Here is a 10697-nt window from a genome sequence, read left to right on the forward strand (position 1 = left end):
TGCCCTCGTGCTGACGTTCTTCAACCAGGCATGGCGCGCGGCGGAGCTGACCCCCGGACGGCGGGGGATCTTCTCGGGAAAGGTCGGGATCTACCGCGGCGCGCAGCAGTTCGCCCATCCCGACTATCAGCTGTTCGAGGACGACACCGTCGCCCTGACGGCCGCCCGCGCGCGGTCGACCGAACCGGTCCCCATCTACCCCGCCACGAGCACGGTGGCCAGCTGGCAGATCAAGAAGACCGTCGACACCGTGCTCGACGTGCTCGACTCGGTGCCCGACCCCCTCCCGGAGTCGTTCCGCGTCGCGCGCGACCTGCTCGACGCGCGCACCGCGCTGGAGCGCATCCACCGCCCCGAGACTTTCGAGCAGATCGGCCAGGCACAGGAGACCCTCCGAACGCATGAGGCGTTCGTGCTGCAGTCGGCCCTGCTGCAGCAGCGTGAGCAGGTGCGCTCCCTGTCGGCGACGTCGCGCACCGCCACGCCCGGGGGGCTGCTTGCACAGTTCGACGCAGCACTGCCGTTCGCCCTCACCCCCGACCAGGAGAGCGTCGGTCGCCGCATCGCGTCCGACCTCGAAGGCGCGTGGCCGATGAACCGGCTCGTGCAGGGCGAAGTCGGTTCCGGCAAGACCCTCGTCGCCCTGCGCGCCATGCTGCAGGTGGCCGAGACCGGGGGACAGGCGGCGCTCATCGCCCCCACCGAGGTGCTCGCCGCGCAGCACGTGCGCTCCATCGCCCGCATGCTCGGCCCCCGCCTGGCTCCCGAGCTCATGCCCACGCTCCTCACCGGACAGCTCACGGCCGCCGAGCGCCGCAAGGCGGCGCTGCGCGCGGCCTCGGGCCAGGCGCGCATCGTCGTGGGCACCCACGCGCTGCTGAGCGCGTCGACGACCTTCGCGGACCTGGGGCTCGTGGTGGTAGACGAGCAGCATCGCTTCGGAGTCGAGCAGCGCGAGGCCCTTCGTGCCAAGGGAACCGCGCCGCACGTGCTCGTGCTGACGGCCACGCCCATCCCGCGGACGGTCGCGATGACGGTATTCGGCGACCTCGACGTGTCGACCATCCGCACCATGCCCGCCGGGCGCGCCGGCATCTCATCCTTCGTCGCACCGCTGGCAGAGAAGCCCGGCTGGTTCGCGCGGGTGTGGGACCGCATCGCCGAAGAGGTGGCCCAGGGCCGCCAGGCGTTCGTCGTGTGCGCGGCCATCGACGCCGAGGCGCTCGTCAAGGACGACACCGCAGATGAGCCCGCAGGCCCGTCAGAGGGGGTTCCCGAGCGCACCCGCTGGGGGGTCGTGCAGGTGCAGGAGCTGCTGGCGCGGCATCCCGCCTACGAGCAGCTGCGCGTGGCGATCCTGCACGGGCGCATGCCGGGGGAGGAGAAGGATGCTGTCATGCAGGCCTTCGCCCGCGGCGACATCGACGTGCTGGTGGCGACGACCGTCGTCGAGGTCGGGGTCGACGTCCCGAACGCCTCGACCATGGTGATCCTCGAAGCCGACCGCTTCGGCGTCTCTCAGCTGCATCAGCTGCGCGGACGCGTCGGTCGTGGCGCGGTCCCCGGCCTGTGCCTGCTCGTGACAGAGGCGCCCGCGGGCACCCCGTCGCGGGAGAGGGTGGAGGCGGTCGCGGCGACGACGGACGGGTTCGAACTGGCCGAGGTCGACCTCGAGCTGCGGGGGGAGGGTGACGTGCTCGGCGACGCCCAGTCCGGTGCCCGGTCGTCCCTGCGCCTGCTGCGCGTCGTCAAGGATGCCGATCTGATCGCCATCGCCCGTGAGGAGGCGGAACGCGTCCTGGCCGAGGATCCGGCACTCACCGCACACCCGGGCCTGGCCGCCTCCATCGACCGGCGCCTCGACGTGGAGGAGCGCGCCGCCCTCGCCAAGAGCTGAGCCCGCGTCAGGAGCGTGCCGCCGACGGCGATACGCTGGGGGCATGAACCCTCGGATCGCCGTTGTTCCCGGTTCCTTCGACCCCCCGACGCTCGGGCACCTCGACGTCATCCGCCGCGCCGCCGCGCTGTACGACCGGCTGCACGTGCTGGTGGTGCACAACCCGGGCAAAGAGGCGATGCTTCCCATCGCACAGCGCCTGACGCTCCTGGAGCAGTCCATCGCGGAGAGCGAGATCCAGGGCGACGTCGTGGTCGCCTCCTGGAGCATGGGGCTTCTCGTCGACTACGCCACCGACGTCGACGCCGGGGTGCTGGTGAAGGGCATCCGCTCACAGGTCGATGTCGCGTACGAGACGCCGATGGCGATCGTCAACCGGCACCTGGCCCAGATCGAGACGGTCTTCCTGCTGCCCGACCCCGCGCACGCGCTCGTGTCGAGCTCGCTCGTGCGCCAGGTCGCCGCGCTCGGCGGAGATGTCGCGCCGTTCGTGCCCGCTGCCGTCGCGCGTTTCCTCGACACGGGTGCCCGCGACATCTGACCACGCGACGCCGGCGCGGTCCGACGCCGGTAACATGGTGGACCGTGGTGAGAAAGCATGTCAGCGGCCCCTTCGTGTTCCCCGTCCGGGACATCGTGCGCCGTCCCGGTGAAATGCGGGAGTTCGAGGTCGAGGCCGCCGCACCCCAGCGCTGGGGTGAGTCGCTCGTAACCGTCGAGCAGGGCGAGCCGGTGCACCTGGATGTGCGTCTGGAGTCCGTCCACGAGGGGATCCTCGTCACCGGTGAAGCCGACACGCTGTACCGCGGCGTGTGCGGCCGCTGCCTCACCGACATCGTTCAGCCGGTCGAAGTCGAGTTTCAGGAGCTCTTCGGTTATCCTGGGGAGGGAGCGACTGACTTCGAGCTGCGCGACGACATTGTCGACACGGAGACTCTGGTCAGGGATGCAATAGTCCTGTCGCTTCCGTTCCAGCCGGTCTGTCAGCCGGATTGTCCCGGGCTCGACCCGATCACGGGCGAGCGGTTGACTGCGGAAGCGGTGCACGAGCCCCGCGAACCCGTCGATCCGCGCTGGGCGGCCCTCAAGACCTTTACCAACGACGACGTGGCTGACAGCCGCGGCGCCGAGACCACAGAAGAGAGCTAGCCATGGCAGGCAACCCCCCGAAGCGCAAAGTTTCGCGTTCCAACACCCGCTCGCGTCGCGCGCAGTGGAAGGCCGAAGCCCCCGCGCTGGTCAAGACCATCGAGAACGGCAAGGTCGTCTACAGCCGTCCCCACCAGGCCAAGGTCGTCACCGACTCGCAGGGTACCGAACTGTTCCTGGAGTACAAGGGACGCAAGGTCGCCGACGTCTGATCGGCGGACGGCGTGACTGACGTCACCCACGAGCGTTCCACGCTCGTCGACAAGCTCGGGGTCGATATCGACCCCGAGCTTCTGTCGCTTGCATTGACGCACCGCTCGTACGCGTACGAGGCCGGCGGCATCCCGCACAACGAACGTCTCGAGTTCCTGGGCGACTCCGTGCTCGGACAGGCGGTGACAGTGCGTCTGTTCACGGCGCACCCCGACCTCGACGAGGGCGAGCTGGCCAAGCGTCGCGCGAGCGTCGTGTCCACCGTCGCCCTGGCAGAGGTGGCGCGCGGCATCGGCCTCGGCTCCTACCTGCTGCTCGGCCGCGGTGAGCAGCAGACCGGCGGCCGCGACAAGGACTCGATCCTCGCCGACACGATGGAAGCCGTGATCGGCGCGACCTACCTCTCGGCGGGACCCGATGCGGCGACGGCGCTCGTGCTGCGCCTGGTCGAACCCCTGCTGCAGGACCCCGAGCGCTACGGCGCGGCCATGGATCCCAAGACGAGCCTGCAGGAGCTCGCGGCGCGCAACGCCCTCAGCCCGCCGGTGTACGCCATCGAGGCGTCCGGCCCCGACCACGACCGCGTCTTCACGGCGTCGGTCACCGTGGGCGACCTCACCGCGGCCGGGTCGGGCACGAGTAAAAAACAGGCGGAGATGGCGGCGGCGCTCACAGCGTGGCGCGAGCTCAGCACCCGTGCCTGAACTGCCCGAAGTCGAGGTCGTGCGGGCGGGCCTCGCGCCCGCCGTCGCGGGGGCCCGCATCACGGGGGTCAGCGTCGTCGATGCGCGCGCGATCACGCGGCATCGCGGTGATGCCGCGTCGTTCGAAGACCACCTGCAGGGCCGTGGCATCGTCGCCGCCGCCCGGCGCGGAAAGTTCCTGTGGCTCCCACTCGACGGCGGTGTCGACGCGGTGATCGCACACCTCGGCATGAGCGGCCAGATGCTGCTGCGGGAGCCCGGCGCCGCGCCGGAGCGGCACGAGCGCATCCGCCTCGACATCGCCCATCCGGTGCACGGCGATCTGGCGGTCGTTTTCGCAGACCAGCGCACCTTCGGCTCACTCGCCGTCGATGCACTCATCCCGACGCCCGACGGAGCCCCGGGCGGTTGGGGGACGGATGCCGCGACCGTTCCGACCCAGGTGGCGCACATCGCCCGCGACCCGCTCGATCCGGCGTTCCGGGACGCCGGGTTCCGTGCGGCGCTGTCCCGCAAAGGGTCCGCGGTCAAGCGCGTGCTGCTGGACCAGACGGTACTGAGCGGCGTCGGCAACATCTATGCCGACGAGGCGCTGTGGGCGGCACGGGTGCACCCCGAAACGCCTGCTGCCGTGCTGTCGGCCCGCACCGCGAATCGGCTGCTGCACGAGATCCGCGTCGTGCTCGAGAAGGCGCTGGCCGAAGGCGGCACGAGCTTCGATTCGCAGTATGTCAACGTCAACGGCCAGGCCGGGTACTTCGCGCACTCGCTCAACGCCTACGGCCGTACCGGCCAGCCGTGTCCACGGTGCGGGTCCGCCATCGTGCGGGTGTCGTTCACCAATCGCTCGAGCCATTTCTGCCCGCGCTGTCAGAAGCCGCCGCGGCCGCGGAGCTGACTCCGCGACCGCGGGCAGGGCATCAGTCCTGCAGGGTTTTCTTCCACGCGCCCTCGTACGAGATCGGAACGAATCCGATCGCCTCGTTGATGTCGAGCATCGGTCGGTTCTCCTCGGCGTTGTAGGTCATCACCCGCGGCGACTCCGGGGCGAGCCTTGGCCACGACAGCAGCCCCGCGCACTTCACGAGCATGCCGAGACGGTGCCCGCGGTGCTCCTTCAGCACGAGGGTGTCCTCCTGGTGCGACGCGGCGGTGCCGTCCTGGCCGAGGACGAGCTCGTTGAAGGCGCAGAGTTCCCCGGTCGCGATGTGCTGCGCGGCGGTCACCTGCAGCGTGCGCCCGCCCTCCAGATAGCGACGGTCGTGGCGTTCGACGCGTGCGGCATCCCACGTCTCCTCGTCGAACTCCATCGCGCCCGCCGGCACATCGGTGGACATGCGCGACTTCATCCACGCATAGCCTTCGAGACGCTCCTGCGGTGTCGGAGCCTGCCACTGCACGACGCGGTAGCCCTTCGCCGCGGCCTGCGCCTCGGCGTAGAGCTGCTCGATGCGATCCATCGGCGCCGTCAGGTCCAGAGCGCTCGCCCGCTCCACCTGCTCGAGGGTGTGGCCGTGGCGCAGGAAGAAGCGTGCGATGTGGTCCCGGGGCACTTGACCGAATCCGGTCGGCGGGGCGAGGGCGTCGCCGTCCGCCACAGGCGGCTGCTCGGCCCAGGCCTGCAGCACGGTGCGACCGTGCTCACGGGCGGTGCGCTCGACCAGCTCGTAGGCGTGTGAGCCGATGCCGTGCCCCCACGCCTCGCGCAGCAGCTCGATGAGCCAGTACGCGGTGCGTGAGCCCTGCTCGCGCGGCAGGTCAACGCCCACGCGGCCGACGAGGGTGTCGCCGACCTCGACCAGCCACATGAAGCGTTCTTCGTCTTCGGTGTCCTGGAAGTGGGGCAGCAGCTCGGCCGCGGTGAAGGTGTGGTCGGTGTGGCCCGAGATCTGCTCGAAGATGCGGTTGCGCACGTCGACCATCGCGGTGAAATCTGCGGCGTCGGGCGCATCGAGCGATGCCGGCACGGTGAGCGGGCGCACCCGCACGTCGGCCAGGAGGGAGGTCATGGTGTTCCGTTCCGGTCCGCGGCGCGGACCTGGGTGAAGGGGGTCAACGAAAGGAGGTGTGGTTCTGCAGCAGCAGCCACGCGCGTTCGCGTTCGACATCGGCCAGCCGGCGCTCGCGTCGGGCCAGGTCGTCGAACGTGGGCTTCGAACGCCGCGGCCGGGTGCTCCACAGCAGCAGCGCCAGCGCTGCGTGCATGGCGAGCCGGTCGAGCAGCGGCGCGTGCGTTTGTCGGTCGGTCGTTCGGACGGTGTCCAGCGCGCGGGCGGCGCGCGAGACCGTGAGGGTGTTCATGGTTTCTCCGAGAGAGGATGCCGCCACGACAGCGGCGGAGGGACGTGCCGAGCACGACGGAATGGAGAGCCGCCGAAAGACGGGCGGCGGGACGCGGAGGAGATTCTCCTGCGTGGCGGACGGAGCTCTGGTGCGCTCAGGTCACGCGGCGGCTGACGTGCGGCCGGTGATCCCGGCCCTGAAGGAGGCGGCGGTTCCCGTGGGGCGGCGCAGCGACGTGGACGCGACGAACGCGGTGGTCAACGCTGGGCAGTTGATGTAAAACATGTGGGAACCTCCTCTCAACTTCTGACGCGATCAAGGAACATAGCGCGTGGCGGTGCGCACGTCAAGCCCGCGCCACAGTAGCGTGGTCGGGAAACCGTGACGGAGGGCGCCCATGCACCTGAAGAGCCTGACGCTCAAAGGTTTCAAGTCGTTCGCCCAGCCGACCACCTTCGCCCTCGAACCGGGCGTGACCTGCATCGTCGGGCCCAATGGGTCGGGCAAGTCCAACGTCGTCGACGCCCTCGCTTGGGTCATGGGGGAGCAGGGGGCAAAGACCCTTCGCGGTGGAAAGATGGAGGACGTCATCTTCGCCGGCACGGCGACCCGCGGGCCGCTCGGGCGGGCCGAGGTGCAGCTGACGATCGACAACTCCGACGGGGCGCTGCCGATCGAGTACAGCGAGGTGACGATAAGCCGCACGCTTTTCCGGAACGGCGCGAGCGAATACGCGATCAACGGCCAGAGCTGCCGCCTGCTCGACGTGCAGGAGCTGCTGAGCGACTCGGGACTGGGCCGCGAGATGCACGTCATCGTGGGCCAGGGCCGGCTGGACAGCGTGCTGCAGGCGTCGCCCGAGGACCGCCGCGGGTTCATCGAAGAGGCTGCCGGCATCCTGAAGCACCGCCGTCGCAAGGAGAAGACGCTTCGCAAGCTCACCGCGATGGAGGCGAACCTCACCCGGCTCTCCGATCTCGCCGGTGAACTGCGGCGTCAGCTGAAGCCACTGGGCAAGCAGGCCGAGATCGCCCGCGAGGCCGCCACCATCGCTGCGGTCGTGCGCGACGCGAAGGCGCGGCTCTACGCCGACGACCTCGTCGCCCTCAAGGCTCAGCTGGCCGACCACGCGCGCAATGAGCAGGAACGCCACGCCGAGCGACTGGTGCTGCAGGACCAGGCCGAGCAATTGCGCGTGCGGGTGGAACGACTCGAAGCCGAGCAACGCTCGGAGGCGGTTGACCGCGCCCGTCGCACCACCTTCGCGCTCGAGCAGGTGCAGGAGCGACTGCGGGGCCTGTATTCGCTGAGTAATCAGCGCCTTGCCCTGCTCTCGGGTGACGATGCGCCGCTGTTCGAGCAGACGACCGTCTCGCAGGCGGTCATCGACGAGGCGCGCGCCGAGATCGACCGCATCAGCGCGGGTCTGGGCGCGGCTCAGGACACCGCCGAGGCGGCGGGTCGCAGCGTCATGCGCTCGCGCGCCGAACTCGACGCGCTCGACGCCGACATCGCCGCCCAGAGCGCTCTGGTGTCCGAGCACGACATGCGGCTGTCGAAGCTGCGGGGCGCTGCCGACGCCGCCCGTTCGGAGCTGACCGCCGTGCGGGCGGGCGTCGAGCGGCAGCAGAAGGCATTGGACGCCGCCCTGGCTCGCCGGGCCGAGGCCGAGGAGGTGCTCGCGGGCGTCGACCCCGATCTCGTCCCCGAGGGCTCGTCAGCCGAGTATGCGGCGCTGTACGAGCGGGCACAGCGCGAGGCGAACGACGCCGAGGCGTCAGTGGGTGGCATCCGCGAGCGCCTGCACGCCGCGGAGCGCGAGGTCGAGGCGCTGACGGCGCAGACTGCGGCTCTCGGCCGGGCGCTGGATGTGCGCAACGCCGCGGCCGAGATCATCGCGCGGGGCAGAGCCGGTGTGCGCGGGCTCGTCGGCGATGCGGTCAAGGTCACGGCCGGATACGAGGCGGCGATCGCCGCGGTGCTCGGCCCGCTGGCCGAGGGCGTGCTGGTCGACACACCCGACGAGGCGTATGCCATCGCCCGTCTCGCCCGCGACGCGGACCTCGGCAGCGTGGACATCGCCATCGGCGGCGCCGGGGCGGGTGCTCCGCGGGTCGAGGTGCCGAACACGGTGTCGGCCGCGGACGTGGTGACCGCCCCTCCCGGCATCCTCGGGCTGTTGTCGTCGGTCGTGATCGCGGAGGACTTCGACGCGCTGGGGGAACTTCCGGCGGGGGTCACCGTGGTCACCCGGGCCGGCGAGATCGTCACGGCCCACACGGTGCGCGCGGGCAGCGGGGGAGAGCGGTCGCGTCTCGAACTCGCTGCCGAGCGCGACGCCGCCGTTGACCGGCTGTCCGAGATCGTCGTCGTCGCGGACTCGCTGCGGGACGCCCTGCGTGACGCTCAGCAGCATCTCGACGGCACCCGCCACCGCACCCGGACAGCGCTGGAGACGCTGCGTGCTCACGACGCCGCCCTTGCCGCCCACACCGAGCAGGTCAACCGCGCGACCGTGCGTCATGAAGCCGCGATCGCCGAGTGCGAACGTCTGGCGTCGGGCCTGCGGCCGGCCGAGGCGGCCGTCGCCGAAGCCGAGGCGCGCGTGCGCGCGGCCGACGACGCGCTGCAGCAGGCGCTCGAGACACCACGTCCCATCCTCGACGCATCGGCTCGGGAGGGCATGCTGGCGGCGCTCGAACAGGCACGGGATGCCGAGATGCGTGCGCGGCTGGATGTGGAGACGCTCCGTGAGCGGATCCGCGCGGGCGAGCAGCAGGTCGTGCAGCTGGAGCGCCAGCGCGAGCGCGAGCGGGCCGCGGCCGAAGAGTCCGCCCGGCGCGCCGTCATCCGCCGTGCCCAGCGCGCCGTCGCGGCCGACGTCGTCGCGCAGCTGCCGCCGCTCCTGGACTCCGTGGACCGGTCGGTGTCGCAGGCCCGGGTCGAGCTGGCATCCGCTGAATCTGCCCGCACGGCCGTCACGGCCGAACTCGCCGAGCTGCGCGCGCAGGAGAACGCGGTGCGCGACCGACTCGCCGGCCTCACCGAGAGTGTTCACGGTCTCGAGATGCAGATCCACGAGAAGCGGCTCCACGTGACGAGTCTGCGCGAACGTGTCGCCTCGGAGCTGGGCCTCGATGAGAATATTCTGATTTCGGAATACGGTCCGGATCAGCCCGTTCCGGCTCCGACAGCCGACGACGACGAGCACACCGAACCGTACGACCGCGCGGCGCAGCGCCGGCGTCTGCAAGATGCCGAGCGCAAGCTCGGTCAGCTGGGCAGGGTCAACCCGCTCGCGCTGGAGGAGTTCGCCGCGCTCGAGCAGCGGCACGCGTTCCTCACCGAGCAGCTCAACGACCTGACGCAGACCCGCGCAGATCTGATGACGATCATCGAGGAGCTCGACGAGCGGATGCAGACGATCTTCCTCGCCGCTTTCGAGGACACCAAGGACGCGTTCGCGGAGGTCTTCCCGATCCTCTTCCCCGGCGGGACGGGGAGCATCTCGCTGACCGATCCCGACAATCCGCTCACCACCGGGATCGAGGTCAGCGTGCGACCGGTGGGAAAGAAGATCGAGCGGCTGTCGCTGCTTTCCGGAGGGGAGCGGTCTCTCGCGGCGGTCGCGCTGCTGACGGCGATCTTCATGGCGCGGCCGAGCCCGTTCTACATCCTCGACGAGGTCGAGGCGGCGCTGGACGACGCCAACCTCGGACGTCTGCTCGGAGTCTTCGAGAAACTGCGTGAGTCCAGTCAGCTCATCGTCATCACCCATCAGAAGCGCACGATGGAGATCGCCGATGCGCTCTACGGCGTCTCGATGCGTCAGGACGGTGTCTCTGCGGTGGTCGGTCAGCGCGTGGTGCGCGACAGGCAGAGCGCGTAGCGCGCCTAGGCTGGAACCATGGCGGAGAATTCCTGGTCGCTCGGCCGCGCACTGCGCGGCATGTTCGTCAAGCCCACGATCGACGAGAACACCTGGGAGGACCTCGAGACGGCGCTGCTGACCGCGGATTTCGGTCCCGACATCACCGAGCGCATCATCGACGAGCTGCAGGAGAAGGTCGAGCGCTACCGCACGACCGATCCCCGCGACCTGCAGCGCATGCTGCGCGAGACGCTCGAAGAGCGCTTCGCGAAGTTCGACAGCACCCTGCGCCTCACCGAGCGTCCCGCCGTCGTCCTGGTCGTCGGCGTCAACGGCGTGGGCAAGACCACGACCATCGGCAAGTTCGCCAAGTTCCTGCAGCGGTACGGGCGAACGGTGGTCGTCGGCGCGGCCGACACGTTCCGCGCGGCCGCAGTGGACCAGTTGGCCACGTGGGCCGAGCGCGGCGGTGCGGCGATCGTGCGCCCGCAGCAGGAGGGCCAGGACCCGGCGTCGGTCGCGTTCCAGACGATCGAGTACGCCAAACGCACCGGCACCGAGATCGTGCTGGTGGACACCG

Annotated in this window: 11 protein-coding genes; 9 read left to right on the forward strand and 2 right to left on the reverse strand. The window is 70.3% G+C overall.

Annotated features, from left to right (window positions below; genetic code table 11):
* From NQ160_RS11570 to mutM, 6 genes are all read left to right on the forward strand, one after another.
* A partial coding sequence (locus tag NQ160_RS11570) for an ATP-dependent DNA helicase RecG (protein WP_257515388.1) occupies positions 1-1897 on the forward strand: 1897 nt, incomplete at its 5' end.
* A 43-nt stretch (positions 1898-1940) separates the two neighbouring features.
* Positions 1941-2438 carry a pantetheine-phosphate adenylyltransferase gene (gene coaD / locus NQ160_RS11575; protein ID WP_257515389.1) on the forward strand — a complete coding sequence of 166 codons (498 nt, stop codon included), beginning with the start codon at positions 1941-1943 and terminating at the stop codon, positions 2436-2438.
* A gap of 113 nt (positions 2439-2551) precedes the next feature.
* Entirely contained in the window at positions 2552-3046 is a 495-nt protein-coding gene (locus NQ160_RS11580; protein ID WP_257515397.1) for a YceD family protein, read from the forward strand.
* Positions 3047-3048: 2 nt separating this feature from the next.
* Entirely contained in the window at positions 3049-3258 is a 210-nt protein-coding gene (gene rpmF, locus NQ160_RS11585; RefSeq protein WP_013586329.1) for a 50S ribosomal protein L32, read from the forward strand.
* Positions 3259-3270: 12 nt separating this feature from the next.
* Positions 3271-3963 (forward strand): ribonuclease III, encoded by a 693-nt coding sequence (rnc, locus tag NQ160_RS11590; RefSeq protein ID WP_257515390.1) that lies wholly within the window; start codon positions 3271-3273, stop codon positions 3961-3963.
* Positions 3956-4861 (forward strand): bifunctional DNA-formamidopyrimidine glycosylase/DNA-(apurinic or apyrimidinic site) lyase, encoded by a 906-nt coding sequence (mutM, locus tag NQ160_RS11595; protein ID WP_257515391.1) that lies wholly within the window; start codon positions 3956-3958, stop codon positions 4859-4861. Before rnc ends, mutM begins: the two co-directional genes overlap by 8 nt.
* A 22-nt stretch (positions 4862-4883) precedes the next feature.
* On the opposite strand, the gene NQ160_RS11600 is transcribed toward mutM, so the two are convergent.
* Together NQ160_RS11600 and NQ160_RS11605 are read right to left on the reverse strand one after the other, a co-directional pair.
* Positions 4884-5972 (reverse strand): GNAT family N-acetyltransferase, encoded by a 1089-nt coding sequence (locus tag NQ160_RS11600; RefSeq protein WP_257515392.1) that lies wholly within the window; start codon positions 5970-5972, stop codon positions 4884-4886.
* A 43-nt stretch (positions 5973-6015) separates the two neighbouring features.
* Entirely contained in the window at positions 6016-6264 is a 249-nt protein-coding gene (locus NQ160_RS11605; protein WP_257515393.1) for a hypothetical protein, read from the reverse strand.
* A gap of 112 nt (positions 6265-6376) precedes the next feature.
* On the opposite strand from NQ160_RS11605, the gene NQ160_RS11610 reads away from it, so the two are divergent.
* The 3 genes from NQ160_RS11610 to NQ160_RS11620 form a co-directional block, all read left to right on the forward strand.
* Positions 6377-6526, forward strand: a complete 150-nt coding sequence (locus tag NQ160_RS11610; RefSeq protein WP_257515394.1) for a hypothetical protein — start codon at positions 6377-6379, stop codon at positions 6524-6526.
* Positions 6527-6643: 117 nt separating this feature from the next.
* Positions 6644-10135: a chromosome segregation protein SMC gene (gene smc / locus NQ160_RS11615; protein WP_257515395.1), complete on the forward strand. Its 3492-nt coding sequence runs from the start codon at positions 6644-6646 to the stop codon at positions 10133-10135.
* 18 nt (positions 10136-10153) lie between these two features.
* Positions 10154-10697, forward strand: a 544-nt coding sequence (locus tag NQ160_RS11620; RefSeq protein ID WP_257515396.1) for a signal recognition particle receptor subunit alpha, incomplete at its 3' end; no start/stop codon positions are given.

The sequence above is a fragment of the Microbacterium sp. zg.Y909 genome, assembly GCF_024626565.1.

Coding starts and splice junctions, on each gene's coding strand:
- NQ160_RS11600 (WP_257515392.1), bottom strand. CDS start 5,972: ATGACCTCCCTCCTGGCCGACGTGCGGGTGCGCCCGCTCACCGTGCCG.
- coaD (WP_257515389.1), top strand. CDS start 1,941: ATGAACCCTCGGATCGCCGTTGTTCCCGGTTCCTTCGACCCCCCGACG.
- smc (WP_257515395.1), top strand. CDS start 6,644: ATGCACCTGAAGAGCCTGACGCTCAAAGGTTTCAAGTCGTTCGCCCAG.
- rpmF (WP_013586329.1), top strand. CDS start 3,049: ATGGCAGGCAACCCCCCGAAGCGCAAAGTTTCGCGTTCCAACACCCGC.
- NQ160_RS11605 (WP_257515393.1), bottom strand. CDS start 6,264: ATGAACACCCTCACGGTCTCGCGCGCCGCCCGCGCGCTGGACACCGTC.
- NQ160_RS11580 (WP_257515397.1), top strand. CDS start 2,552: ATGCGGGAGTTCGAGGTCGAGGCCGCCGCACCCCAGCGCTGGGGTGAG.